Annotated in this window: 26 protein-coding genes; 10 read left to right on the top strand and 16 right to left on the bottom strand. The window is 70.8% G+C overall.

Annotated elements, in window-relative coordinates; all coding sequences use genetic code 11:
* The first annotated feature begins 8 nt into the window (after window positions 1–8).
* Window positions 9–389 (top strand): VOC family protein, encoded by a 381-nt coding sequence (locus QE410_RS00700; RefSeq protein ID WP_307326704.1) that lies wholly within the window; start codon window positions 9–11, stop codon window positions 387–389.
* A 59-nt stretch (window positions 390–448) separates the two neighbouring features.
* On the opposite strand, the gene QE410_RS00705 is transcribed toward QE410_RS00700, so the two are convergent.
* The 4 genes from QE410_RS00705 to QE410_RS00720 all read right to left on the bottom strand — a co-directional run bounded on the left by QE410_RS00705 (window position 449) and on the right by QE410_RS00720 (window position 4,475).
* Complete coding sequence (locus QE410_RS00705; protein WP_307326705.1) at window positions 449–1,567, bottom strand: ABC transporter permease; 1,119 nt, start codon at window positions 1,565–1,567, stop codon at window positions 449–451.
* Complete coding sequence (locus tag QE410_RS00710; protein WP_307326707.1) at window positions 1,564–2,448, bottom strand: ABC transporter ATP-binding protein; 885 nt, start codon at window positions 2,446–2,448, stop codon at window positions 1,564–1,566. The genes QE410_RS00705 and QE410_RS00710 overlap by 4 nt, the downstream gene beginning before the upstream one ends.
* Window positions 2,449–2,557: 109 nt before the next feature.
* A complete protein-coding gene (locus QE410_RS00715) occupies window positions 2,558–3,223 on the bottom strand; it encodes a response regulator transcription factor (protein ID WP_307326710.1) in 666 nt (221 codons plus the stop codon).
* Window positions 3,216–4,475, bottom strand: a complete 1,260-nt coding sequence (locus QE410_RS00720) for a sensor histidine kinase (protein WP_307326712.1) — start codon at window positions 4,473–4,475, stop codon at window positions 3,216–3,218. The genes QE410_RS00715 and QE410_RS00720 overlap by 8 nt, the downstream gene beginning before the upstream one ends.
* A 144-nt stretch (window positions 4,476–4,619) precedes the next feature.
* Between QE410_RS00720 and QE410_RS00725 the strand changes: the two genes are divergently transcribed.
* Window positions 4,620–5,192, top strand: coding sequence for an NADPH-dependent FMN reductase (locus QE410_RS00725; RefSeq protein ID WP_307326714.1), 573 nt, complete (start codon window positions 4,620–4,622; stop codon window positions 5,190–5,192).
* A 284-nt stretch (window positions 5,193–5,476) separates the two neighbouring features.
* Here QE410_RS00725 and QE410_RS00730 read toward each other — a convergent pair whose 3' ends face one another.
* From QE410_RS00730 to QE410_RS00745, 4 genes are all read right to left on the bottom strand, one after another.
* Window positions 5,477–6,712, bottom strand: coding sequence for an RNA polymerase sigma factor (locus QE410_RS00730; RefSeq protein ID WP_307334281.1), 1,236 nt, complete (start codon window positions 6,710–6,712; stop codon window positions 5,477–5,479).
* A gap of 5 nt (window positions 6,713–6,717) precedes the next feature.
* A complete protein-coding gene (locus QE410_RS00735; RefSeq protein ID WP_307326716.1) occupies window positions 6,718–7,143 on the bottom strand; it encodes a YciI family protein in 426 nt (141 codons plus the stop codon).
* Window positions 7,144–7,737: 594 nt separating this feature from the next.
* Window positions 7,738–8,583, bottom strand: coding sequence for an exodeoxyribonuclease III (locus tag QE410_RS00740; RefSeq protein WP_307334284.1), 846 nt, complete (start codon window positions 8,581–8,583; stop codon window positions 7,738–7,740).
* A gap of 53 nt (window positions 8,584–8,636) precedes the next feature.
* Window positions 8,637–9,845 (bottom strand): hypothetical protein, encoded by a 1,209-nt coding sequence (locus QE410_RS00745; RefSeq protein ID WP_307326719.1) that lies wholly within the window; start codon window positions 9,843–9,845, stop codon window positions 8,637–8,639.
* Between the two features lie 56 nt (window positions 9,846–9,901).
* Between QE410_RS00745 and pyrE the strand changes: the two genes are divergently transcribed.
* Complete coding sequence (pyrE, locus tag QE410_RS00750; RefSeq protein ID WP_058231736.1) at window positions 9,902–10,480, top strand: orotate phosphoribosyltransferase; 579 nt, start codon at window positions 9,902–9,904, stop codon at window positions 10,478–10,480.
* A 352-nt stretch (window positions 10,481–10,832) separates the two neighbouring features.
* Here the strand turns inward: pyrE and QE410_RS00755 are convergent, their stop codons facing one another.
* From QE410_RS00755 to QE410_RS00765, 3 genes are all read right to left on the bottom strand, one after another.
* Entirely contained in the window at window positions 10,833–10,982 is a 150-nt protein-coding gene (locus QE410_RS00755) for a hypothetical protein (protein WP_307326722.1), read from the bottom strand.
* 21 nt (window positions 10,983–11,003) lie between these two features.
* A complete protein-coding gene (locus QE410_RS00760) occupies window positions 11,004–11,834 on the bottom strand; it encodes an HAD-IIA family hydrolase (RefSeq protein ID WP_058231735.1) in 831 nt (276 codons plus the stop codon).
* 107 nt (window positions 11,835–11,941) lie between these two features.
* Window positions 11,942–12,112 (bottom strand): CsbD family protein, encoded by a 171-nt coding sequence (locus QE410_RS00765; RefSeq protein WP_307326725.1) that lies wholly within the window; start codon window positions 12,110–12,112, stop codon window positions 11,942–11,944.
* 191 nt (window positions 12,113–12,303) lie between these two features.
* On the opposite strand from QE410_RS00765, the gene QE410_RS00770 reads away from it, so the two are divergent.
* On the top strand, window positions 12,304–13,251 hold the full coding sequence (locus tag QE410_RS00770; RefSeq protein WP_307326727.1) for an SDR family NAD(P)-dependent oxidoreductase: 948 nt from the start codon (window positions 12,304–12,306) through the stop codon (window positions 13,249–13,251).
* A gap of 119 nt (window positions 13,252–13,370) precedes the next feature.
* On the opposite strand, the gene QE410_RS00775 is transcribed toward QE410_RS00770, so the two are convergent.
* Together QE410_RS00775 and QE410_RS00780 are read right to left on the bottom strand one after the other, a co-directional pair.
* On the bottom strand, window positions 13,371–14,006 hold the full coding sequence (locus tag QE410_RS00775) for a metal-dependent transcriptional regulator (protein WP_307326729.1): 636 nt from the start codon (window positions 14,004–14,006) through the stop codon (window positions 13,371–13,373).
* 9 nt (window positions 14,007–14,015) lie between these two features.
* The gene (locus tag QE410_RS00780) at window positions 14,016–15,347 is read right to left on the bottom strand and encodes an Nramp family divalent metal transporter (RefSeq protein WP_307326731.1); all 1,332 of its coding nucleotides are present in this window, start codon (window positions 15,345–15,347) and stop codon (window positions 14,016–14,018) included.
* A 186-nt stretch (window positions 15,348–15,533) separates the two neighbouring features.
* Between QE410_RS00780 and QE410_RS00785 the strand changes: the two genes are divergently transcribed.
* Complete coding sequence (locus tag QE410_RS00785; protein WP_373459311.1) at window positions 15,534–16,187, top strand: TrmH family RNA methyltransferase; 654 nt, start codon at window positions 15,534–15,536, stop codon at window positions 16,185–16,187.
* 24 nt (window positions 16,188–16,211) lie between these two features.
* Here the strand turns inward: QE410_RS00785 and QE410_RS00790 are convergent, their stop codons facing one another.
* Window positions 16,212–17,540, bottom strand: a complete 1,329-nt coding sequence (locus tag QE410_RS00790) for an MATE family efflux transporter (RefSeq protein ID WP_307326733.1) — start codon at window positions 17,538–17,540, stop codon at window positions 16,212–16,214.
* A 93-nt stretch (window positions 17,541–17,633) separates the two neighbouring features.
* Between QE410_RS00790 and QE410_RS00795 the strand changes: the two genes are divergently transcribed.
* The 4 genes from QE410_RS00795 (at window position 17,634) to QE410_RS00810 (ending at window position 22,034) form a co-directional block, all read left to right on the top strand.
* The gene (locus tag QE410_RS00795; RefSeq protein WP_307326736.1) at window positions 17,634–19,616 is read left to right on the top strand and encodes a M13 family metallopeptidase; all 1,983 of its coding nucleotides are present in this window, start codon (window positions 17,634–17,636) and stop codon (window positions 19,614–19,616) included.
* Window positions 19,617–19,664: 48 nt separating this feature from the next.
* Complete coding sequence (locus tag QE410_RS00800; RefSeq protein WP_307326738.1) at window positions 19,665–20,627, top strand: serine hydrolase; 963 nt, start codon at window positions 19,665–19,667, stop codon at window positions 20,625–20,627.
* A 223-nt stretch (window positions 20,628–20,850) separates the two neighbouring features.
* Window positions 20,851–21,126, top strand: a complete 276-nt coding sequence (locus QE410_RS00805) for a hypothetical protein (protein ID WP_307326741.1) — start codon at window positions 20,851–20,853, stop codon at window positions 21,124–21,126.
* A gap of 14 nt (window positions 21,127–21,140) precedes the next feature.
* The gene (locus QE410_RS00810; protein WP_307326742.1) at window positions 21,141–22,034 is read left to right on the top strand and encodes an FHA domain-containing protein; all 894 of its coding nucleotides are present in this window, start codon (window positions 21,141–21,143) and stop codon (window positions 22,032–22,034) included.
* 267 nt (window positions 22,035–22,301) lie between these two features.
* Here the strand turns inward: QE410_RS00810 and purU are convergent, their stop codons facing one another.
* Complete coding sequence (gene purU / locus QE410_RS00815) at window positions 22,302–23,183, bottom strand: formyltetrahydrofolate deformylase (protein WP_307326744.1); 882 nt, start codon at window positions 23,181–23,183, stop codon at window positions 22,302–22,304.
* A gap of 188 nt (window positions 23,184–23,371) precedes the next feature.
* On the bottom strand, window positions 23,372–24,526 hold the full coding sequence (locus QE410_RS00820) for a zinc-binding alcohol dehydrogenase family protein (RefSeq protein WP_307326746.1): 1,155 nt from the start codon (window positions 24,524–24,526) through the stop codon (window positions 23,372–23,374).
* A gap of 81 nt (window positions 24,527–24,607) precedes the next feature.
* Here QE410_RS00820 and QE410_RS00825 point away from each other — a divergent pair, with 81 nt between their 5' ends.
* Entirely contained in the window at window positions 24,608–25,183 is a 576-nt protein-coding gene (locus tag QE410_RS00825) for a TetR/AcrR family transcriptional regulator (protein WP_307326748.1), read from the top strand.
* The last annotated feature ends 208 nt before the right edge of the window (window positions 25,184–25,391 follow it).

The raw sequence follows: 25,391 nt of genomic DNA on the forward strand, positions 1-25,391 counted from the left end.
AGAGAACGATGTTCCATGCCGACGGTGCGTACTCCGGTTTCGCGGTCGATGACCTCGACGCCGCCCATCGTTTCTACGCCGACACCCTCGGGCTCACGGTCGAGGTGCTCGAGGGCTCGGGCTTCCTCACCTTGCACCTGGGATCGGGTGGCCGTGTGCTGGTCTACGGCAAGCCCCATCACGAGCCCGCCTCGTTCACGGTGCTGAATTTCCCCGTCGCCGATGTCGAGGCGGCCGTCGACGACCTGCGCTCTCGTGGTGTCGAGACGAAGATCTACGACGACGCGAATTTCCCCACCGATTCCCGGGGGATCATGCGCGAGGGTGGCCCGCTCATCGCGTGGTTCCGTGACCCGGCCGGCAACGTCCTGGCCGTTCTCGAGGAATGACGGCGGAGGGGGATGGATGCCGGAGTGCTCGGCATCCATCCCCCTCCCGTTCGCGATGCTCAGCCCTTCAGCGCCTCGGCGAGCTTCACCCGCGCGCCCGTCCGCAGCAGGGAGTTGCGGTAGATCCGTGCGGCCAGGCCGATCGCGAGCACGCACGCGGCCATGAGGACGAGAAGCGACAGCACCGGCTCCCACCACTGCGCGTCGCCGATGTACATGCGCAGCGGCATCCCGACCGGGGCGGAGAACGGCACGTACGACATGATCGTCAGCACGACGGGGTTGTCATTGAAGAAGATGACGAGGAAGTACGGCGCCATGATCAGCATGGTGATGGGCGTGGTCGTCGAGCCGATGTCTTCCTGGCGCGACACCATGGCCGCCGCCGCGGCGAACAGCGCCGCCAGCAGCACGAAGCCGAAGAGGAAGAAGATCGCGAACCAGGCGATCGGTGCGCCAAGGGCGTCGAGCATTCCCGTCTGCCCGGTCACGGCGAGTCCGATCACCGCCACAGCGGCCAGCAGGACGATCTGCGCCATGGCCAGGATCGTGTTGCCGAGCACCTTGCCGGCCAGCAGGACCCGCACGGGGATCGCCGAGATGAGGATCTCGACCACACGTGTCTGCTTCTCCTCCACCACGCTCTGGGCGATGGTGCCGCCGAAGGTCGACGCGGCGATCAAGAAGACCAGCCCGAAGCCGAGGGCGATGATGTAGCGCAGCGCGTCGGCGAGTCCGGCGCCCGGGTCGAGCAGCTGCACGGGCGGGCTCTCGCTGAGCATCTGCAACAACGCCGAGGGCACGTTGTCCTCCGCCACGACGGTGTAATCGAAAGCGGCATCCGATGAGCCCGAGACGAGGGCGGCATCCACCGTCCCGTCCTCCACCAGGGCGCGTGCGGCGTCGTCGCTGTCGGAAACGGTCACCTCGAGCCCGTCGAGACCCGACACCGCGCTCTGCGTCTGAGCGGTCACGGCGACCGGGATGCCGCTGCCCGAGGCGTTGCTCGCGGCGAAACCGCCCCAGATCACCGAGGCGAGGGCGGCGGCGATGAGGATCGCGGTGGAGATGACGAACGCCTTGCTGCGCAGCTTGGACCCGATCTCGCGCTCGGCGACGAGCCAGATGCTCTGCGGTTCGCCGGGCGCGCGGCGGGGGGCGGGAGTGGCGGTGCTCACTGGATGACCTCCTTGAAGATCTCGGCGAGGGTCGGTCTCTGCGGGGCGAAGCTCGCGACATCGCCGCGCTCGACCGCACCACGCAGCACGCGCTGCGCGGTGGCGTCGTCGGCCGCGTCGAACAGGGCGTATCCGCCGTCGAAATCGAGCACGGTGACGCCCGTCTCATCGCGCAGCCAGCCGGCGTCGCCGCCCGAGACGAGCTCGTAGCGGTGCGTCGCGTGCTGAGCGCGGAGCTCGTCGCGGCTGCCCGCGGCGCGGATCGTGCCCCCGGCGATGATCACGAGGTCATCGCACAGGCGTTCGACGACATCGAGCTGGTGCGACGAGAAGAGCACGGCGGCACCGGCCGCCGCCTTCTCTTGCAGCACGCCCGCCACGACATCGACCGCCAGGGGGTCCAGGCCCGAGAACGGCTCGTCGAGGATGAGTACATCGGGCTCGTGCACGAGCGAGGCAGCGATCTGCGCGCGCTGCTGATTGCCGAGCGAGAGGGTCTCGACGAGGTCGCCCAGGCGCTCGCCGAGTCCGAGACGCTCGAGCAGCGCCGTGGCCTTGCGGGTGGCCTCGGCCTTGCCGAAGCCGTGCAGCCGCGCGAGATAGGCGATGTGTTCGGCGACCTTCATCTTCGGGTACAGCCCGCGCTCCTCCGGCATATAGCCGAAGCGGCGGCGGTCGGCGGCGGTGACGGGGGAGCCGCCCAGCTCGACGGTCCCCGCGTCTTTGCCGAGCACGCCCAGCGCGATGCGCATCGTGGTGGTCTTGCCGGCGCCGTTGCCGCCGACGAAGCCCGTCAGCCGCCCCGGGGCCACCGTGAAACTCACGTCGTCGAGCACGCGGCGTCCGCCGTAGCTCTTGTTGATGCCGTTCAGATCGAGCATGTCGCATCCCTTCCTCTCACTGTGATTCCACGCTAGGGAGACGGATGCCGCGGCGCCTCCGCCTCGGGTGGGGATTCCCCCTCCGCCGGGCGGGGGAGAGGCGGCCGCGTCAGGCCATCCCGTGGCGGTGGGCGAGCACGACGGCCTGCACGCGATCGCGGGCGCCGAGCTTCTGCAGCACGTTCGACACGTGCGTCTTCACCGTCGCCTCGCCGATGAACAGCCGGGCGGCGATCTCGGCGTTGCTCAGCGCCTCGGCGACGAGCTTCAGCACCTCGGACTCGCGCTCGGTCAGCGGCTCGGCGACCGGCAGGGGAGGGGGAACGGATGCCACGGCCGTGGGCCCTACGCCGGCGAACCGTTCGATCACTCGCCGCGTGACCTCGGGGGCCAGCAGTGCGTCGCCGGCGCCCACGACGCGGACGGCGGCGACCAGTTCTTCGGGGCCGGCGTTCTTGAGGAGGAACCCGCTCGCGCCGGCGGCGAGGGCCGCGAAGAGGTAGTCGTCGCGGTCGAAGGTCGTGACGATGAGCACGGCCGCATCGGAGGCGGGGTCGGCGGTGAGTCGCCGGGTGGCCTCGAGGCCGTCCATGTCGGGCATCTGCACGTCCATGCAGATGACGTCGGGTCGCAGCTCGACGGCGGCGGCGAGCGCCTGCGTGCCGGAGGCCGCCTCGCCGACCACGGTGATGTCGTCTTCGAGCGACAAGATCGTGCGGAACCCCGCCCGCATCATGGCGTGATCGTCGACCAGCAGCACGCGCAGCTCAGACACGGGTGACCTCCGCGGTGGTGACGGGCACGCGCACGCGCACCAGGAAACCGCCGCGGGCACGCGGCCCGATCTCGATCGTGCCGCCCGACACCGCGGCGCGCTCGCGCATGCCCAGCTGCCCGAGCCCCGGCGTCGACGAGCCACGACGGCCGGTGTTGGAGACCTCGAGCTCGACGGCATCCGGACCGAATCGCAGACGCACGTCGGCGGTCGCGTCGGGCCCGGCGTGGCGGCGGGCGTTGGTGAGGGCCTCCTGCGCGATGCGGTACAGGTTGACCTGCACGAGCGGTGGCGGGTCTCGGTCGGGTTCGCCGACGACGGTGAAAGTGGTGGGTAGGCCCGCAGCGGTCGCCTCGTCGCAGAGGGCGCGGATCGAGGTGAGCCCGTGCGTCGTCGGGGCGGTGTCGGGATCGCTGTCGGAGCCGGGCGACCGCAGCGTCTCGAGCAGGTGGCGGAGCTCGTTCAACGAGGTGCGGGCAGAGCCCTCGATACCGGTGAGCGTTTCGCGGGCCGCCGTGGGGTCGCGTTCGAGAAGCGACCGCGCCACACCGGCCTGCACGCCCATCAATGACACGTGGTGGGCGACCACGTCGTGGAGCTCGCGCGCGATCCGGACCCGGTCGAGGGCGACGGCTTGCGCCGCTGTCACCTCGCGCTCGGCCTCGAGCTCGGCGGTGCGCTCTTCGAGGGCCGCGCGCTCGCGCATCTGCTGGTGCGAGCGGTCGCCGAAGTAGTAGGCGCCACCGAAGAACAACGCGTTCACGCCGATCATCAGCAGCTGGTAGGCGACGAACGGCGAGAACGCGCCGGCACGTGAGAACGCGCCCTCGACCGCGGCGTCGACGGGCTGCGTGGCGTCTTGGAACATCACCACGAACAGCCACGCGAACATGCCGACGATGATCGCGATGCGCACGATCGTTGCGCGCCGACGGTTCTGCTCCCACGCGCCCACCGTGTACAGCGCGATGAACATCGCGATGTTGCCGGCGTAGAGCTCGGGGATGCGGAAGGTCACAGCGAGGAAGTACGCCACCGACACGATCACGGCCGTCACCGACGGCCATAGACGGCGGAACGCGATGGGCACGGCGAGGATCGCGACGTAGACGAGCGCGACGGCGAGGGAGCCCTGCTCGTCGCCGTACAGGCCCGAGATCGACGACAGCACGGCGCTCAGCATCCCGCCGAGGAACAGCACGAGCGCGAGCACCACGTCGCCGCGCTGCGGGGTGCGGGTGAGGCGTGGCATCCCTCCACGCTAGAGCGCACCTCCGACATCAGCATCCCCCGCAGGGCGGAGTCAAGAGGGGCCGGAATACAGGTTCGCCCCCCGATGCTTGCACCTGAATGAACCCGGGCGCTGTGCGCCCCCGTCGTCCCAGAGAGGATCATCGTGACCGAGTACACGATCGGCTACATCGTCGGAAGCATCTCCAGCACCTCGATCAACCGCCGCCTGGCGAAGGCGCTCGAGAAGGTCGCCCCCGAAGGCGTCACCCTGAAGGAGGTCCCCATCAAGGACCTCCCCTTCTACTCTCCCGACCACGACGGGAACTTCCCCCAGGTCGCCCAAGATTTCAAGAAGGCGATCGAGGATGCCGACGGCATGATCATCGTCACCCCCGAGTACAGCCGCTCCATTCCCGGTGTGCTGAAGAACGCCCTCGACTGGTCGGCCCGCCCCTACGGCGAGGCGTCGTTCAACGACAAGCCCACCGCCGTCGTCGGCACCTCGCAGGGCGGCATCGCCACCGCCGCCGGTCAGCAGCACCTGCGCTCGGTGCTGCTGCACTACAACGCCCTCGTCCTCGGCCAGCCCGAGGGCTACATCCAGTCGACCCCCGGCCTCTTCGAGGAGGACGGCACCGTGACCGACGAGGGCACGGCGGCGTTCCTGCGCTCGATCATCGAGGCGCTCGTGACGCTCATCGCGCGCACCGCGCCGGCGGAGGTTCCCGCGGCCTGAACGCCGCGTGCGGCGGGGCCGGGGTGCGCTTCGGCCCCGCCGCCGTGCCCGGCGCAGGTTTCCGGCCCGTCGAAGGGCTCGGGGAGCGTGACATCGACGGGTGCGGTCGCCCCCCGCGGTCCCTGAGCCCGTCGAAGGGACCGGGGGAGCCCGGGGCCGGTGGCTTCGACGGGCTCAGCCACCTGGGTTTCGCCGCTTTTTCGGCGGAGGTCCCTGAGCCTGTCGAAGGGACCGGGGGAGCCCGGGGCCGGTGGCTTCGACGGGTTCAGCCACCTGGGTTGCGGTCAGAGCTGCAGCGCCTCGGCCTTGCGCCGCAGCAACGCCGCTTCCCGCTCGTTGCGGGTCAGCTCCGCCGCGGCGAGCAGTTCGGAGCGCGCCTCTCGCGTGCGCCCGAGCCGCGACAGCAGCTCCCCGCGTACCGAGGGGATGAGGTGCGACCCCTTCAACACTCCTGCGTCCGCGAGCTGATCGACGATCGCGAGACCTTTCAGGGCACCGGATGCCATCGACACGGCGACCGCGCGATTGATCTCGACCACCGGGCTGGGGGCGACGCGCCCGAGCATCTCGTACAGCAGCACGATGCGGTCCCAGTCGGTGGCATCCACGCTCATCGCCTTCGCGTGACAGAGGGCGATCGCCGCCTGCAGCTGATAAGGGCCGCGTCCCCGGCCGAGCGCGTCCGCCCGATCGAGCAGCGCCGCACCGCGGGCGATCGTCGAGCGGTCCCACCGCCGACGGTCCTGGTCGGCGAGCAGGACGGCATCCCCGTTCGCGTCCACCCGGGCGGCGAAGCGCGACGCCTGCAGCTCCGTCAGGGCGGAGAGTCCGAGCGCCTCGGGCTCTCGAGGAAGCAGCCGGTGGAGGACGCGGCCGAGACGCACCGCCTCGCGCGCGAGCTCGGTGCGCAGCACCTCGACGCCGGTGCTCGCTGCGTACCCCTCGGTGAAGATGAGATAGATGACGCTCAGCACCGCGCTGAGGCGAGCGGGCCACTCCGACGGGTCGGGCACCGCGAAGGGCACGCGCGCCGCCGACAGCGCCTTCTTCGCACGCACGATCCGCTGCTGCATCGTCGGCACCGGCACGAGGAACAGGCGGGCGATCGCGTCGGTGTCGAGGCCGCCGACCACTTTCAGCGTCAACGCCACCTGCGCTTCGCGAGCGAGTAGGGGATGGCAGGCGGCGAACACCAGGCGCAGCACATCGTCGTCGATGGGTTGCCACTCGGCATCCGTGATGTCGTCCAGGCCTGCGCCGATCAGCCGGTACTTCTCGCTCAGGTTCTGCGAGCGGCGCCAGCCGTCGATCGCGCGGCGCTTCGCGACGGCCGTCAGCCAGGCTCCGGGATTGCTCGGGATGCCGTCGCCCGGCCACTGCGCCAACGCCTCGGCCACGGCATCCTGAGCCAGATCTTCCGCCGTCGCGAGATCGCCGACCACGCGCGCGAGCGTCGCGACGATCCGTGCGCCCTCGATGCGCCAGATCGCCGCGACGCGCCGCGCGACGTCGGTGGTCACGTGGGTCAACGGGAGGCCTGCTCCTCGCGCCAGCCCTCCTCCTTCTGGATGTACTCGTTATCGGCGAAGTCGGCGAAGTCGGTCTCGTCCGTCACGCGGCGCACCTCGAGCTTGTTGCCGGCGATCAGCGGCGCACGCCGTGCCCACTCGATGGCTTCTTCCTTCGTCGACACCTCGATGATCCAGAAGCCGTTGAACAGCTCGTGCGTCTCGCCGTAGGGACCGTCGGTGACGACCGGCGCTTCGCCGCCGAACTCGACGACGAAGTTCTTGCTCGTGTCTTCGGCCAGCCCCTCGCCGGCGACGAGAACGCCGGCGGTCATCATCGACTCGTTGTAGGCGCCCATCTCGTTGATGACCTGCTCGAACGGGATCTGCTTGTACGCCGCGTACACCTCGTCGGTGCCGCGCATGATCAGCATGAACTTCATCGTGGACTCTTCTCGTGTGTGCTCATCGGAGCGGTCGGAGGGGAGCGAATGCTTCCCCTTACTATCGCGTCGAACGGGCGGTGGCGGAATCGACAGGGCCCGGAAATTTTCTTGGGTGCCCCTGGGGTCGCGGATCCGGACATCGGCACCGGATTCACCCACTGGGGTGCCAGATTCGGGGGTCGGCGTCGGACGCAGCCCGCTGGGGTGCAGATCCGCAGGACTGGTGCCGGACGCAGCCCGCCGGGGTGCCGGATCCGGGGGTTGGTGCCGGACTCAGCTCGCCGGGGTGACAGATCCGAAGGTTGGTGCCGGACTCAGCCCGCCAGGGTGACAGATCCGGAGATGAACACCGGATCCGGACGGATGGGCGCATTCCGTCCGGATCCGCGACCCCGTTCCGGATCCGCGACCCCGTTCCGGACCCGCGACCCCGTTCCGGATCCGCGACGCCACTCCGGACGTTCGCACCGGATGCCGCTGGGCAGCGCTCACCCCGGTGGGATGCCCCGCGCGAGCACCGGATGCCAGGGGCGGTCAGCGCTCAGCTCGGCTGCGCGGGCGGTGCGACGAGCGGATGCCGTCTGGCGGCGCTCAGCCGAAGATCATCGGCAGGTCGTCGTCGTCATCCGCGCCCGACAGATCGAGGTCGGCCACGACCGGGACGTGGTCGCTGGGGACCTCGCCCTTGCGCTCGTTGCGGTGGATCTCTGCGCCGTGCACCGCGTCGGCGAACGCGCGGGACCCGAGGATGAAGTCGATGCGCAGCCCCTCGTTGCGCGGGAAGCGCAGCTGCTTGTAGTCCCAATACGTGTAGCCGGTGGGAATCAGCGGACGCACGACGTCGGTGAGTCCGGCCGACTCGAAGGCCGCGAAGGCGGCGCGCTCGGGCGGCGAGACGTGGGTGGTCGCACCCTCGACGACGGTGGGGTCGCCGTTGTCGTCGTCCGTCGGGGCGATGTTGAAGTCTCCGGTCAGCGCGAGGGGCAGGTCGGGGTTCTGCGCGAGCGTGTCGGCGGTGTACTGCCGGAGCCGGTCGAGCCAGTCGAGCTTGTAGACGTAGTGCGGGTCGTCGAGTCCGCGCCCGTTGGGCACGTACAGGCTCCACACGCGCACACCGTTCACCGTCGCGCCGATCGCGCGGGCCTCTTGCGGCAGATCGGGGCCTTCTTTGCCCTTCTCGAACCCGGGCATGCCGGGGAAGCCGATCTCGACGTCTTCGAGCGGCTCGCGGCTGGCGATCGCGACGCCGTTCCATTGATTCAGACCGTGCGCGGCGACGTGGTAGCCCGCTTCCTCGAAGGCGGCGTACGGGAACTGCTCCGTCTTGCACTTGATCTCCTGCATCGCCAGCACGTCGATGTGCTCACGCACGCAGAACTCGACGGTGCGGGTGACGCGGGCACGGATGGAGTTGACGTTCCAGGTGGCCAGGCGCATGGCATCCAGCCTACTTTCGTGCTCCGACATCGCCGTGCCCGTCGGGGCTTCCGTCACCATGCGGCGATGGCGAAGCCCACGGCGGTCGCGGCCAGCGCGGCGGACGCCGCAGCGTAGTCGATTCGGTTCCGGTGCGGTCTCAGGGGCGAAGCTGCAGCGACGAGGCACAGACCGGCCCATGACGCTGCCATCAATGCCACGGTGATCGCGGCGATGACGTGCGCGTGGTCGGGGAGCAGTAGGCAACCGACAGCACCGAGCGGTACGCCCACCAGCGGTGCGAACCACCAGCGCAGAGCAGGACCCGGATACTCGACGTCCGCAAACGGGCGCGGAGCCGTGGCGCCCACGCGCCGGAGCACGTCCGGGATGTCGCCGCGTATCGGCCGGCCCGACCAGGCGGCCGACAGAGTGAGGAGGCGTTCGACCGGGTCCTTGGCCGGCTTCCGCATGACGAGGGACGCGAAAGCATCGCGCTCCTCGGGAGTTGTGAGCCCGGGTTCGGGACAGCCCCATCGTCCGGCGTCGGTCGGACTCCTCCGCCGGCGTGCATCATCGACAAGAGCGCCGCGCACCGTCGGGGAGTCCGCGGTCTTCGCCAGGCTCTGGAGCATCGCACGTCCTTCTGCGGGACGTTGCTCGAGAAGTTGAAGTGCTCGTGAGACAGCGAATTCCGCATCCGCTGCCTTCTCGGCTTCCGAGGGAATCCTGCTGGCAACGGCCACGAGCAGTGCCCCGAAGCCTGCCACTGTGCCGGTGATGACGAACTCCACGGCCTCGTGCTCCGTAGGTTGACCGATCAGCGCCAGCCAAAGCACGTTCGCTCCGGTTGTCAACGACAGCACGACCATCGTCAACGCGATGAGCCCTCCCCCGCAGCCCGTGAGGAACAACGCCCCGTCACCTCGAGGAGCTCTCTCGACGAACGACGGCGCGACCAGGTCGAGAACCTCGGGCGGGAGGGGGGTCGCCTTCCACAGGGCCAGGTATCTCCGGACGAAGTCGCCCCCGTCCGCATGTTGGAGGAGAAAGAGCCGAAGCCGGGCGATCTCATGCGGCCGAGACCATCCAGGGAAGACGACGCCCCAGCGACCCGCCTGCGCGGGGTCTCCGAGCCGGCGATAGTGCTCGGCGAGCGCCAGGCGAAGTTCGGGATGTGCGTGGGCGCGCGCTTTTGCTTTCTCCCGCGCTGCGCGCACCTCGTCGGTGCGTTCATCGCCGGCGAGCTGCTGGACCAGCACATCGAGCTCTCGCTTCTTCATGTGGTGAGTATCCCGTGCAACCGTGCCCCACCAAGCCGCCCTCTAGACTCGACGCCGTGACCACCGCCTCCACTCCCGAGCTCGAAGCCGACCGTCAGGCCCTCATCGGCCTCATCAATGAGGAGGCGGTGTTCCACGGCGACTTCACCCTCTCGAGCGGCAAAAAGGCGACGTACTACGTCGACATGCGCAAGCTGACGCTCGATCACCGAGCCGCCCCCGCGATCGGCCGGCTCGTGCTCGACCTCGTGAAGGACCTCGACGGTGTCGTCGCCGTCGGCGGTCTGACCCTCGGAGCCGACCCGATCGCGAACGCCGTGATGCACGAGTCGGTGCACGCCGGAACGCCGCTCGACGCATTCGTGGTGCGCAAGGAGCCCAAGGATCACGGCCGCGGCCGCCAGATCGAGGGCGCCGATGTGAAGGGCAAGCGCGTCGTCGTCGTCGAAGACACCTCGACCACCGGCCAGTCGGCGCTCAAGGCCGTCGAAGCACTGCGCCGCGAGGGCGCGGAGGTCGTCGCCGTCGCCGTCATCGTCGATCGCAAGACCGGCGCACAGGCCGCGATCGAGGCGGAGGGCCTGCAGTGGCTGGCATCCATCGACCTCGACGACCTGGGTCTCGCGCCCCAGTAGTCCCCGGCCGGTCGCGCTCCAGCGGGACCGCCCTCGCGCGACGCGGCATCCGATCGCGCGTGCGGCTGTTCGCGTGACGTCACGAGAACAGGGGTGGGCGACGAGAACAGGGCGATCGGCCGCCGATCAGCCTGTTCCGGTGACGTTTCCTGTTCTGGTGACGCGGCAGCGGGCGCCATGAGTTGTCGCGCGAACCGCGTGCGACAGTCGGTGACGTCGCCCGTTCCGGTGACGAGCGCTCAGGATGCCGTCGCGTCGGCGCGTGGGCCGAACCAGCGTTCGCGGCCGCCCGCTCCGCCCCGCATCGCCGCACCCGGGGCGGGACAGCCCCGGCTCGACCCCGCCGTGGCTGTCAGCGGGAGTCGTCGTCGGGCCCCGGCCCGTCGAACGGGTCGCGCCCGCCACCGCCCCGGCGGGAGCGACGCCACTGCACGATGAACGCGACGAGCGTGCCGGCGGTGATGAAGAAGGCCGTGATCAGCCACAGGGTGCGGTCGTCCATGTCGTCCTCCGGGATGAGGTGTCAGAGGCCCGCTTCGAGGCCCTCTTCGCCGTCGGCGAGTTCGGTCTCGATCGGCTCGTCGCGCACGAGGTCGGCGACGGAGTCGAGGATCTCGTCGGGGCGGAAGGGGTAGCGTTCGATCTCGCGCTGGTCGCTGATGCCCGTGAGCACCAGCACGGTGTGCAGCCCCGCCTCGATACCAGCGACGATGTCGGTGTCCATGCGGTCGCCGATCATGCCGGTGTTCTCGCTGTGCGCACCGATCCGGTTGAGCGCGGAACGGAACATCATCGGGTTGGGCTTGCCGACGATGTACGGCTCCTTGCCGGTCGCCTTCGTGATGAGCGCGGCAATGGCCCCCGTCGCGGGGAGGACGCCCTCGGTCGAGGGGCCCGTGGCATCCGGGTTCGTGGCGATGAAGCGCGCGCCGCCGCGGATGAAACGGATGGCCTTCGTGATCGCCTCGAACGAGTAGTTGCGCGTCTCGCCGACGACCACGTAATCGGGAGTCGTCTCGGTCATGATGAAGCCGGCCTCGTGCAGGGCCGTGGTGAGCCCCGCCTCGCCGATCACGAACGCGGACCCACCGGGCATCTGCGACTTCAAGAAGTCGGCGGTGGCAAGAGCCGAGGTCCAGATCGACGCCTCGGGGACGTCGAGACCCGACGCTCTCAAGCGCGCGCTCAGATCACGCGGCGTGAAGATCGAGTTGTTCGTGAGCACCAGGAACGGCGTGCCCTCGGCCCGCCACTGCGCGAGCAGTTCGGACGCCCCCGAGATGGGTGTGTTCTCGTGCACGAGAACGCCATCCATGTCGGTGAGCCAGCATTCGATGTCGCCCCGGGTCCGCATGGGGCCAGCCTAGCCCCGGCCTCCGACATGGCATCCGGTTGCGACGGTGCGGACACGAGCGCGGGCGGGTCCGACCGTGGTCGAACCCGCCCGTCTGCGGTGTGGTCTTACTTGAAGCTGTCCTTGACGTTCTCGCCGGCCTTCTTGGCATCCGCCTTCGCCTGCTCGGCCTTGCCCTCGGCGGCGAGCTTGTCGTTGTCGGTGGCGTTGCCGATGGCTTCCTTCGCCTTGCCCACGATGTCCTGAGCGGCGTTCTTGATCTTGTCGTCCAGACCCATGATCTGACTCCTTCTCGAGTGTCGGCGTCGGCGGCGACCCATCTCGTCGCGACGGAGCGTGTGCTCACCAGGAAGACGCGGCGACGCGTGGATTCGTCACGAGATGGGCCGAAAAAAGTTCCCTCGGTGTCGATATGCCCGAATCGGAATGAAGCCGTGACGCCGGGGAGCGATCTCGTTAGGGTCGTAGGGTGGCGCGCACCGACTGGGATTCCCGGAACCTCCCCGACCTGACGGGCAAGACCTACCTCGTCACGGGCGCGACACGCGGTCTCGGCTATTTCGCCTGCCAGCAGCTCGCGGCCGCCGGCGCGCACGTGGTGCTCACCGGGCGCAACCCGAACAGGCTCGTCGACGCGAAGTCGGCGGTAAAGCGCTCGAACCCGGATGCCGCGATCGAGACGCTCCTGCTCGACACCAGCAACATGGGGTCGGTGCGTGCCGCAGCGGCCACCGTCCGCGCGCGCGGACGTCTCGACGGCCTATTGCTGAACGCGGGCGTCGTGCATCCGCCGAAGCAGCGCCAGGTCGTCGGCGGGCACGAGCTCGTCTTCGCCACGAACGTGCTCGGTCACTTCGCGCTCGCCGGGGAGCTGCTCAAGCCGCTCGCCGCCGCGCGCGGCCGCATGGTGTGGGTGGGCAGCATGTCGACCTCGATCTGGGCACACCTTCCCACCGACCCCGAGCTCGTGGAGGGCTACACCCCCTGGCGCGCGTACGTGCAGTCGAAGGCGGCCACGACGTCTCTCGCACTCGGGGCCGACAAGCGCCTGCGCGCGCACGGGGTGCCGGTGCAGAGCCTGGTGGCCCACCCCGGGTACTCGACGAGCGGGCGCACCCGCGGGGTTCGCGGCGTCAACGAGCCGAGCCGGCTCACGCGGTTCGTCGACAATCTTCAGGCGCCGATCACCCAGTCGAAGGAACAGGGCGCGTGGGCGTTGGTGCGCGCGTTGGTCGACCCCCGGGCCGACGGCGGTGCGATGTACGGTCCGGCTCTCATCGCACGCGGCGCACCGCGCGTGGCGACGCCGGCGCGGCGAACCCGCCGCAGCGAGCTCGGGGCAGACCTCTGGCGCGCCTGCGAGACCGCGACCCACGTGCGCTGGCCGTTCGATCGGGCTCGCCGCGCGGCATCCTGAGCGGGGGCTCCGCTCGATAGAGCGAGTCGCGGCCTCCTCTCCGTCGGCGGTGGTGCGGCGGTTCGCATACCTGGGGTGCCCGCCCGCCGCCCGGCCGTCTCGACGCCCCGGCACCGCCCTCAGGCCGTCAGCCAGACCGACTCGCCGGCGCCGGCCGGCAGGGCCACCTCCACGCCGTCGGCGCGCACGACCTCGTCGGACACCACCTCGAGCTCGTGACCGACGTCGATGCGGCGCTCGACGAGCGCGCGCAGCAGTTCGGGGTCGCGGTCGCTCACGCGAAGGACGCGCCCCGCGTGGCCTGCGGCGGCTCGCGAGAGCAGCACGAAGGGTTGGCGGTGCACGGTGCCGTCGGCATCCGGGATCGCATCGCCGTGCGGATCGAACCGGGGGCGCCCGAGGCGTTCGTCGATGCCCTCGAGGAGGCGATCGCTCAGCGCGTGTTCGAGCACCTCTGCCTCGTCGTGCACCTCGTCCCATGCGTACGCGTATTCGCGTACGAGCCAGGTCTCGATGAGCCGGTGCCGACGGATGACGCCGGCCGCGCGCCGCTCGCCCGCGGGAGTCAGCGACACCGGGCCGTACGGGCGATGCGTCACCAGCCCCTGTGCGGCGAGCTTCTTGACCATCTCGGTCACACTCGAGGGCGCCAGCCCCAGCACGCTCGCGAGCTGCGACGGCGTGATCGGGGTGTCCTGCCACTCGGTGTGGTGATAGATCGCCTTGAGATAGTCGTCGGCCACGGGCGATTTCACGCCGTCAGCCTATCCGCCGGTGAAGACGAGCCAGAGGAGGACGAGGTTGAGGGTGATGAGGAACACGGATGCCAGCACCCCGGCGACCGTCGTCGCGACGCGGTTGCGGTACGCGCCGAGCACCGTGGCCCGTGCCGTCAGCGCGACGAGGGGGACCAGCGCGAAGGGGATGCCGAATGACAGCACCACCTGGCTGAGCACCAGGGCGAGGGTCGGGTCGATGCCGAGCGCGAGGATCCCCAGCGCGGGGAGGAGGGTCACGAGCCGTCGTGCCAGCAGCGGAACCCGCACCCGCAGCAGCCCGTGCATGATCTCGGCGCCCGCGTAGGCGCCGACCGATGTCGAGGCGAGTCCGCTCGCGAGCAGTCCGACCGCGAAGAGCGTCGCGACGAGGGGACCGAGCCCGTCGCGCAGCGCCGCGTAGGCGCCCTCGAGGCTGTCGGTTCCGTCGACCCCGGCCAGATTGGCGGCGGCCAGCAGCAGGATCGCGAGGTTGACGGTGCCGGCGACGGCCAGGGCGATCGTGACGTCCCAGCGGGTCGCGCGCAGCAGGCGCGGGGTGGAGATGCCGCGGGCGTCCTCCAGCGACACGGCGGCGTCAGTGGTCGACGGGAGGCCGGCGGAGGCGGCATGCGGTGTCTCGCCGGAGGGAATGAGCGCCGACGGAGCGAACCGGTCGCGCGCGAGCGCCGAGTGCGCGTAGATGGCGTGCGGCATGATCGTCGCGCCGAGGATGGATGCCGCCAGCAGCACCGACTCCGTGCCCTCGAAGCGCGGGAGCAACCCGCCGATGACGCCGTCGGGCGCCGGGGGAGCGAAGAAGAGCCCGAACGAGAAGCCCACGGCGATGACGACGAGCAGGCCTATCAGCACCGTCTCGAAGGTTCGCGCCCCGCGCCGCGTCTGCACGAGCAGCAGGCCCATCGACACGACGCCGGTGATCGCCCCGCCCCACAGCAGGGGGATGCCGAAGAGCAGGTGCAGCGCCACGGCACCGCCGATGACCTCGGCGACGTCGGTGGCCATCGCGACCAGCTCGGCCTGCAGCCAGTAGGCGCGTCGCGCCCACGGGCGGCGGATCCGGCGGCCGAGCACCTGCGGCAGGCTCTCGCCCGTGACGATGCCGAGCTTCGCCGAGAGGTACTGGATGAGCCACGCCATGACGTTGCCGAGCACCACCACCCACACGAGCAGGTAGCCGAATGCGGCACCCGCCGTCATGTTGCTCGCGACGTTGCCGGGATCGAGGTAGGCGACACCGGCGACCATCGCCGGCCCCAGGAGCCACAGCGCGCGCCCGGGAGCGTGGCGGCGGTCGATGGCATCCACTGTTTTCGGCATGCCGAAAAGCTAGCAAGTTTTCGGGATGCCGAAAAGCGATGGGCGCGGGTTCGGCGATCGAGACTCCTGTGCAAAGGTTTTTCCTCCGCCTCCGCGACGACGGTCGCAGCGGGCCGACGGAAGTGACGAACAGACGTCTCCGCCCTGCGGCGGCGAGGGCGCGCGGCGCGCGGGTAGCCTGAGGCGGTGACGGATGCCGACGAGACCGCGCCGGGTGCCACGCCTGCAGCATCGCCGTCCGACGAACCGGCGCACGGCGTGGGCCCGTGGTCGGGGGAGTGGCCCGGCGACCCGCGGTACGACCGCGAGCTGCTCGCGGAGGGCGACCGCCGCAACGTGGTCGACGAGTACCGCTACTGGACGATGGACGCGATCATCGCCGACTTGGATGCCAAGCGGCATCCGTTCCACGTGGCGATCGAGAACTGGCAGCACGACCTGAACATCGGGTCGATCGTGCGCAGCGCCAACGCGTTCCTCGCCGCCGAGGTGCACATCGTCGGCAAGCGCCGCTGGAACCGCCGCGGTGCCATGGTGACCGACCGCTATCAGCACGTGCGCCACCACGAAGACGTCGCGGCCTTCACCGAGTGGGCTCGCACGGAGGGTCTGCCCGTGATCGCGGTGGACAACGTCGAGGGGTCGGTTCCGGTCGACCGGGCCGACCTGCCCGAGCGGTGCGTGCTGCTGTTCGGCCAGGAGGGGCCGGGGCTCTCGCCCGAGGCGATCGCCGCGGCGACCGGGGTGGTCGAGATCACGCAGTACGGCTCGACGCGCTCGATCAACGCCGCCTCGGCGGCCGCGGTGATCATGTACGAATGGTGCCGTCGCTGGGCGTGATCGCACGCGGCGGCACAGGCTGCCTCAGCCTCCCGCCGTCATCCATGCCTTGCCGCGCACGCGCAGACCGAGCGTGAGCGCCCGCGCGAGCATGTAGACCCCGAAGAACGCCGCGGCCAGCCAGGCGAGTCCCGCGGCGCCGCCGCCAGCGAAGACCGCGACGAGCACGAGAGCGGGAACGTACGGCACGAGGTTGAGCACACCCGCGAGCGCGAGGTAGCGCGCGTCGCCCGCGCCGATGAGCACGCCGTCGAGCACGAACACGAATGCCGCGAGCGGCTGCGCCACCGCGAGCACCAGCAGCGCGGGCTGGATGAGCGCGGCGATCTCGGCATCCCCCGTGAACACCAGTCCGAGCACGCCCGACGACGACGCCACGAGGGCGCCGACCGCCACGCCGAACCAGATGCCCCACGCGCTCGTGCGGCCGAGCACCCGCCCGACCGTCTCGGTGTCGCCGGCGCCCAGGGCACGTCCGATGAGCGCCTGTGCGGCGATCGCGAGGGCGTCGAGCGCAAAGGCTGCCGTCGAGAAGATGGTGAAGGCGATCTGCCACCCGGCGAGCTCGGCGGAGCCCAGGCCCGTGGCCACCGCCACCGTCGCCAGGAACGCCGCGCGCAGGCTCACCGTGCGCAGGAAGAGCCAGCCGCCCGAGCGCACGGTTCCGCCGAGACCCTCGCGCTGCGGGCGGACGGATGCCGCGTGCAGCCGTGCCAGTCGGCGCACGACCAGCACGTAGGCGCCCACCATCGCCCACTGCGCCGCGACCGTGCCGACCGCGGAGCCGGCGATGCCCCAGCCGAAGCCGTAGATGAACAGCGCGTTGAGCAGGGCGTTCGCGCCAAAGCCGAGACCGGCGATCCACAGGGGTGTCACGGTGTTCTGCATGCCCCGCAGCAGGCCGGTCGCCGCGAAGACGACGAGCATCGCGGGCAGGCCCCACATCGAGATCGTCAGGTAGGTGCGGGCGTTCTCGGCGACGTCGGGCGCCGCACCGAAGAGGTCGACCACGAGCGGCGACACGATGGCGCCGACGGCCGCGAGCACCGCGCCGAGCGCGAGCGCGAGCCACATGCCGTCGATGCCCACCGAGACCGCGCGCCCGGGCTCGCGCGCGCCGAACCGTCGCGCGACGGCCGGTGTCGTCGAGTAGGCCAGGAACACCATGAGTCCGACGATCGTGTGCAGCACCGCTCCGGCGATGCCGAGGCCCGCCAGGGGCGCGACGCCGAGGTGCCCCACCATCGCCGCGTCGACGATGAGGAAGAGGGGCTCGGCGATGAGCGCGCCGAGCGCCGGAACGGCCAACCGCAGGATGGAGCGGTTCAGCGTCGCCGGCGGTGTGGTCGTCACTCTTCGACCCTATGGCGGACCCCCGACATCGCCCGGGCCTCACCCGCCGAGTGTTCGGAGCGGGCACAGAGAAGCGGCCTCTATCCTGTCTGCATGACCGACATCCCCCGCTCCTCCGGTCTCGCGCTCGACGAGCTCAGCACCGAGATCCGCCCGCAGGACGACCTGTTCCGCCACGTGAACGGCAGCTGGCTGGAGCGCACCGAGATCCCCGACGACAAGGCCCGCTGGGGGTCGTTCCACCTCATCGCCGAGCAGGCCGAGGCCGACGTGCGCGCCATCGTGCAGGAGTCGCAAGACGCCGAGCCGGGCAGCGAAGCCCGCAAGATCGGCGACCTGTACGCCAGCTTCATGGACACCGAACGCATCGGGGCGCTCGGCGGCGAGCCCCTCGCGCCGCAGCTGGAGCGCGTCGACGGTGTCGACGGCATCCCCTCCTTCCTCCGGCTCGTCGGAGAACTCGAGCGCGACGGCATCAGCGGCCTCATCGCCCTCTTCGTCGAACCCGACCCGGGCGACCCCACGCGGTACGTGCCGGTGATCTACCAGGGCGGCATCTCGCTGCCCGACGAGAGCTACTACACGCTCGAGAACTTCGCCGAGACGCGCGAGGCCTACCGCGGCCACATCACGCGCATCCTCGAACTCGCCGGCGTCGCCGAGGCCGCGGCATCCGCCGATCGCATCTTCGCCCTCGAGACCGAGATCGCCTCGCACCACTGGTCGCGCGAAGACAGCCGCGACTCGGTCAAGACCTACAACCTCAAGACGTGGGTCGACACCGTCGCGCTCGCCGGTGTCGACCTCGAGCCGTGGCGCGCCGGCGTCGCGCCCGGGCACGAAGACGCCTTCGCCGAGGTCGTCGTCTACCAGCCGAGCTTCGTCGAGTCGCTCGGCGGCCTGCTCGTCGAGGAGCGTCTCGACGACTGGAAGGCATGGCTGCGCTTCAAGATCGTGCACGCGGCGGCGGCCTTCCTCTCCGACGACTTCGTCGCCGAGAACTTCGCGTTCTACGGCACGCAGCTCACCGGCGTCCCCGTCAACCGCGAGCGCTGGAAGCGCGGGGTCAGCCTCGTCGAGGCGGCGCTGGGCGAGGCGATCGGCAAGGTCTACGTCGAGCGGCACTTCACGCCGTCGGCGAAGGATGCCATGGACGGCCTCGTCGCGCACCTCATCGAGGCCTACCGCGGGTCGATCCAGAACCTCGACTGGATGACCGACGAGACGCGCGAGAGGGCCCTCGCCAAGCTCGACACCTTCGTGCCCAAGATTGGCTACCCGGTGCGGTGGAAGGACTACTCGGCCGTCGAGATCGACGCGGGCGACCTCGTCGGCAACGTCCGGCGCGCGCACGTGTGGGAGCACGACCGTCAGCTGTCGAAGGTGGGCCAGCCGATCGACCGCGACGAGTGGTACATGACGCCGCAGACGGTCAACGCGTACTACAACCCGCTCATGAACGAGATCGTGTTCCCCGCGGCGATCCTGCAGTACCCCTTCTTCGACGCCGATCGCGACGCCGCCGCCAACTACGGCGGGATCGGCGCGGTGATCGGCCACGAGATCGGGCACGGCTTCGATGACCAGGGCAGCCGCTTCGACGCCGACGGCTCGCTTCGCGACTGGTGGACGGATGCCGACCGCGCGGCGTTCGAGGAGCGCACCAAGGCCCTCATCGCCCAGTACGAGGCCCTCGTGCCCCAGGGGCTGGGCGACGAGCACCACGTCAACGGCAAGCTCACGATCGGCGAGAACATCGGCGACCTCGGCGGCCTCGGCATCGCGATCGCCGCGTACCGGCTCTTCCTCGCCGAGCAGGGCGAGACCGAGGCCGACGGTCCCGTGGTCGACGGGTACACCGGCATCCAGCGTCTGCTGCTGAGCTGGGCGCAGATCTGGCAGCAGAAGGGCCGGGATGCCGAGACCATCCGCCTGCTCACGATCGACCCGCACTCGCCCAACGAGTTCCGGTGCAACCAGATCGTGCGCAACATCGACGCGTTCTACACGGCCTTCGGTGTGACCGAGGGCGACGCGCTGTGGCTCGACGCCGACCAGCGCGTCACCATCTGGTGAGGTCGCGTTTGTTGTCTTCCTGACACGGAAGGAGCCACGCTCGTGGGCATGCCCCCGGTTCCCGAGCCCGCCGCGCCCGACCCCGTCGGCGGGCCGGTGGCGTCGTCTCGACGCGACGCCCCGGCCCTGCGTGGTGCCGGTCGCAAGGGACCGAAGCGTCTGCCCCGCCGCGCGGCTGCGGGGCGGCGCTCGTTCACGGCGACGCTGCGCGCCCTCGATGAGCTCGCGGCGTCGGGTGCGCAGGTGTCGGTGCGCATCGACGACCTCGACGGCGGGTCGGAGGTGCTCGCCGGCGACGATTTCCTCACGCTGCCGGTCGGCGGCCTCGGGGTCGTGCCGCTGCTCGTCGAGGTGGCGGCATCCTTCGAAGCGGGCCGCATCGATCCGCTCGAGATCATCGACCGCTCGACCGTGCACGGCGCAGCGCACGGGGGCGTGTGGCAGCATCTGAAGGCACCGGCCCTGCCCCTCGTCGACGTCGCGCTGCTGGCCGCCTCCTCGGGCGACGCGCTCGCCGCCAATGCGCTCCTGCGCCGGGTGGGGCTCGACGCCGTGCGCACGCGCATCGAACAGTTGGGCCTGCGCCGGACCGCGCTGCTCGATCGTTTCCGTGACGACCGCGGCCCCGACGACGCCCCGCACCTCGCCCTGTCGACCGCGCGCGAGATGGCCCAGGTGTTCGCGGGGCTCGTGAACTCCACGACCGTCTCGCCCGGGGTGAGCGCGCAGGTCGCGGAGTGGCTCAGCCTCAACCACGACCTCTCGCTCGTGGCATCCGCCACCGGCCTCGATCCGTTCGCGCACGAGAACGATCGGCACGGGCTGCTGTTCGTCAACAAGACCGGACGCGCGGCGGGCGTGCGAGCTGAGGCCGGTGTGCTCGGCGGGCCTCGTTCGGGGGTGGCCTACGCGCTCATCGTCAACTTCGACGACCTGACGATCGCGCACCGCCTGCGCGCGCACGACGCGTTCCGCGTTTTCGGTGTCGAACTGATGGAGTACGTGTACTGACGTCGCCTCCGTGTCCCCGGCGGCAACGGACCGTTGCGCGCCGGGGCACCACCGGACGGACGATCATCCGACCCCCAGCCAGGAGGTGCGCGGGCGCGAGCCGCGAACGGACGGGAATGTTCCTCCACGGTCGCAGGAAACGCAATCCCTCCTTGCGCGCGCGGCCCCGCTGGGACCCTGGTGGCCTCAACGCGCACTCGCACCATCGAAGGGACCAGAGGCCATGTCCGACTCCTCCACCACCAACGACCCGTTCGCCGACTCCCGCGGCCCCGAGGGGCACTCGATCACCGACTGGACCGATCTCGGCCGCGAGATGTGGTCGTACCTCACCGGTCGCGGTGCTGCCGTCAACTACTCCTTCGTCGACATGACCGTCGAGGTGCCGCGCGACATCGGCCCCGACGCTCCGCGCGCCACCTGGAAGCTCAACGGCACGCTGCGAGTCACCACGAGCGACGACACCGCGGCGGGGTCCGACCCGTACCGCGGCAACTGAGGGGCGGCGCCATCGTGGTGCGCCTCGATATCGACCTCGCCTTCTCGGAACACGAGCAGGACCAGGATGCCGACACCCCGCCGTTCGAGGGCACGATCACGGCGGCGGGCACCGAGGTGCGCATCGTGGTGAGCGACCCCTCCCGCCTGCCGGGGAACGGTCGGCGCACGCTCGCCGAGTTGTCCACGGTCGCCGACGCTCTGGCATCCCGAGGCATCTCCGTGAAGCTCGAGGGTCCGGACGGACCGATCCTGCAGCTCGGAGACGTGAAGAAGAGTGCCCTGCAGCGCGCGATCACCGGGTCGCGTCACATCCGGCTGGGGTCGGTGGGTGCCGTCGCACCGTTGCTGACCCGCCGCAACAAGGGCCAGGTGCTGACGTTCCCGATCCCGCCCGAGACGCCGTTTCCGCTCGTGCCGACCCTCAATCGAACGGTGCGTCGGCGTATCACGACGACCCACTACACGCCCGGTTCGGGGCGCCCGCGGCTGATCTTCGCGGTGGGGGATGCGACGTGGGACGGCTCGCGCCCGCGCGAGTTCGATCTGCTGCCGACCAAGACGGTCATCGGCTCCGGCGAGGAGGCCGACCTGCGTCTTCCGGGCCTGGCGTCGGTGCACGCCGAGATCCGGCACGAGGGTGACGACGAGTACGTCCTCTACGGCTTCGACGTCGTCGGCGGCGGCGGGGCGCGTGAACAGGGGCCGGGCCGCGGCGGGGGCGGGCGCATCCTGCGCACCGGTGCCCGCATCGAGCTCGGCGCCTGGCGGCTGGCGTACTTCCGCGCGGAGTTCGCCGATCACGGACGCCCGTACGGGGGCCGCGTCGGCGGCGAGTTGGCGCGTCAGCGCAAGCAGCCGCCGCGCGGCGGCACCGGTCCGCTCAGTCGCGCGAGCGACCCCGACTGACGCCGCCGGGCGCGTGCCGCCGGCCGCATCCGCGGGCTCGCTCGGGTGCGTGAGGGGCGGAGGGCGAGGGAGGGGCGGAGGGCGGATGCCGCTGTGGCGTCCTCCCTCCGTCCCCGCTCCTTCGCCCGTCACGTGGCCGCGGTTCGGTGGCAGCCCGGAGCGCCCCGCGGACCCTGCAGGTGCAGCTTCGGCCGGCGACTTCTCCCGCCGGTCAGGCAGGATGCGATGACGCTGCGGTCGCGCCACAGCTCCGCCTCCCGCCGTGCGTCAGAAGACGATGGTGTGGTTGCCGTCGCGCAGCACGCGGTCTTCGGCGTGCCACAGCACGGCGCGCGCGAGCACCTGGCGCTCGACGTCGGCGCCGCGGCGGGCGAGCTCGGCGGCCGAATCGGCGTGGGTCACACGCACGGTGTCCTGCTCGATGATCGGGCCCTCGTCGAGGTCGCTCGTGACGTAGTGCGAGGTGGCGCCGATGAGTTTGACGCCGCGCTCCTTGGCCTTCTTGTACGGCTCCGCGCCGATGAACGCCGGCAGGAACGAGTGGTGGATGTTGATGACCGGCACGCCGATCTTCTCGAGGAAGTCGGGCGAGAGGATCTGCATGTACCGCGCGAGCACGATGAAGTCGACGTTGCCGACCAGCAGCTCGAGGATGCGGGCCTCGGATGCCGACTTGTCGGGCCCCGGCGTCGACGGCACGTGGAAGAACGGCACGCCGAAGGAGCGCACGTCGTCGGCCGAGGTGGTGTGGTTGGACACGACCATCGGGATGCTGACGGGCAGGTCTCCGCGGCGGTGACGCCAGAGCAGGTCGAGCAGGCAGTGGTCCTGCTTCGACGACAGGATCGCCATGCGCTTCGGTGTGGACAGGTCGGTGAGGGTCCAGTCCAGCTCGAAGCCGTCGCCGAGGGTCTTCGCGAGGTCGGCCTCGATCTCGGGGAGGGCCGCGGGCAGGTCGGGGCGGTGGAACACCACGCGCTGGAAGTACGCCCCGCCGCGCAGCTGGTCGGAGTACTGGTCGAAGGCGACGACGTTGCCGCCCTGGCGCGCGATGAGGGCCGAGACCGCGGCGATGATTCCGGGGGTGTCCTTGCCGTGCACGATGAGGCAGGCGTGATCGGGCTGCAGGTGGGGGCTCGCGGAGACCATCGGACCATTCTGCCGTGCGTACGCGGCCTCGCCGACCACGGGTGCGGTCGGCGGCGCGCCATGGCTCGAGGCCCCTGGCGGAACCGTCGGCGTGGGGAGGAGTCGATGCCGCCGCCGGGCTCCGGGCGCCGGGGTGCGGATGCGGCCGCCGGCTTGAGGCGCGGGGGTGCGGGTGCCCCCGGCCGGGCTCAGGCGCCGACCGGGCGCACGCCGCCGCCCGCGATCAAGAGGCGCACCACGAGCTTCTGCGCGGAGACGCCCGCGCGCTGCCGGTCGAGTGCGCCCTGGATCGCGCCGAGGCCCTCGCCGACGACGACGGGCGCCGGTGCGGCGCGAAGCGCGCCCTCGGCGAGGGCGCGGGGCACGACCTCGCTCCAGAGGCGGGAGCCCATGTCGTCGTCGCGCAGGCTGCTGCCCCACACGAAGGCGGCACGGATGCCACGCCGTCGAGCCCGCAGAGTCGAACGGAGCGTGCCGAGACCGATGCGGGTGAACACCGGGATCATGGCGGGGAAGAGGCGTCGTCGCCCTACGAGGGTGTCGAGCGAGACCGGCGTGCTCGCCATGGCGAGCCGCGTTCCGCCTGTTCGCGTGAGCACGTCGATGCATGCGTCGGTGGAGCCGGCGCCGAGGGCCACGGCGCCCACCACCGGGCGTCCCGCGATGGCGGCGACGAGCTCGTCCACCGCCGAGGGGGAGCGGTGGTCGACCACGGCGCCCGCCCCCAGGCCGAGGACGGTGTCCGCATTCTTCGCGGATGCCGTGCTCACGACGTCGTATCCGGCGGCGCGCGCGAGCTGGATGGCGTTCATCCCCACGCTCGTGGACCCTCCCCAGACCACCACGACACCGGCCGGCCCCGGAGAGGCCGGGTCACCCGGCATCCGGAGTCCGAGCTGCCCGGGCTGGAACAGTGCGCACGCGGCCGTGGAGAGGGCGAGGGGGAAGACCGCCGCCTCCTCGTCGGCGAGGGTGTCGGGCGTGGGGGCCGCGAGGCGTTCCAGCAGGGTCGTGTACTGCTGGAAGGCGCCTTCACGAAGGGCATCGCGTCCGCGATCGGTGCCCGTCGCCAGGCCGAACACGCGCTGCCCCACCCGGAGACGTGTCACCTCGGCGCCGACGGCGACGACCTCGCCGGCGACATCGGAACCGAGCACCGCGGGGGTGCGCAGCCACCGGTAGGTGATGCGGCTCGTGCCCTGGATGACCCAGTCGATGGGGTTCACCGCCACGGCGCGAACGCGAACGAGCACCTCGTCGGCGGCGGGGGTGGGCGTGTCGACCGTGGTGACCGTGAGCGCAGCGCGGGGTGCGGCGAGCGTGGCGGCGGCGTGAGTGGGCATGAGGAGCCTTTCGCGTGATGACACGGGGTGCCCTCATCGTAGAGCGTGATGACACTAAGTGTCATCGCGTAGGATCGCGACATGGCCAGATGGGCACCGGACACGCGCGAGCGCCTGCGTGCCGCCGCGTTGGCCCTGTTCGTCGAGCGCGGCTTCGAGGCGACCACGGTGCCGGACATCGTCGAGCGAGCGGGGGTGACGCGACGCACGTTCTTCCGTCATTTCGGCGACAAGCGCGAGGTCTTCTTCAACGGAGACGAGATCCCCCGGCTCGCCACCGAGATGCTCGCCGCCGCACCCGCCGACATGGCGCCTTTCGCCGTCGCCTGGAACGGGTTGCAGACCCTCGCCGCCGAACGCTTCGAGCCCCGCCGCGCCGAGATCGTCGCCGCGCGGCGCCTCATCGAGGCCGAGCCCGCTCTGCGCGAGCGCGATCTGCAGAAGCAGGCCGATCTGCGGGCGGCACTGACGGAGGGCTACGTCGCTCGTGGCGCGGATGCCGCGCAGGCGCGCATCCTCGCCGGCGTCGCGGTCGAGCTGCTCCAGGTGGCGCTGGAGCAGTGGGCGGCGGACCCGACGGGCATACCGCTCGCGCGTCATCTCGATCGGGTTCGCGCCGGGATGGTGGCCGTCCTCCGCGCGGAGCGCGCTCTGTAGACCGGGCCGGCCGGGGCGTGCCGGGGCACGATTCGTGCACCGGGGCGGTCGCCGTACGCCCCGGTGCACATTTCGCGCCCCGTACCCGCCTGCGCCGCCCCCGGCTCTCCGGAGCGTGCCGGGTCACCATTCGTGCGCCGGGGCGGTCGCCGTACGCCCCGGCGCACATTTCGCGCCCGGCACCCGCCTGCGCCGGTACCCGCCTGCG

Origin of the sequence: Microbacterium sp. SORGH_AS_1204, assembly GCF_030818935.1 — a bacterium.
Classification (GTDB): Bacteria; Actinomycetota; Actinomycetes; order Actinomycetales; family Microbacteriaceae; genus Microbacterium.